This is a genomic window from Algoriphagus sp. A40 (assembly GCF_002002735.1).
Taxonomy (GTDB): Bacteria; Bacteroidota; Bacteroidia; order Cytophagales; family Cyclobacteriaceae; genus Algoriphagus.
This window is the reverse complement of record NZ_MUNY01000010.1, coordinates 1-213: the sequence shown is the minus strand read 5'-3', so window position 1 is coordinate 213 and position 213 is coordinate 1. Positions and strand designations below refer to the sequence as shown.

Here is a 213-nt window from a genome sequence, read left to right as displayed (position 1 = left end):
GTATTCGAGGTCACCCCGTTGCCGCTCGCGCTGGCCACGTTGGTCACACTGCCGTTGTTCAGATCCGTCTGGGTAATCGTATAGCTGCCTGTCGCAGTCACGCTGCCGCCCGGTACCAATGGACCGTTCACCGCCGCAATGCCCGCAATCTTGTCGTCTGTCACACTGCATGGTCCGGCCAGGGTCACGTTGCCGCTGTTGGTGATCACGTAG

Annotated in this window: 1 protein-coding gene; it reads right to left on the bottom strand. The window is 61.0% G+C overall.

The window, feature by feature from the left end:
* Positions 1 to 213: hypothetical protein (locus tag B0E43_RS23280; protein WP_168171862.1), on the bottom strand; the 213-nt coding region annotated here is incomplete at both ends.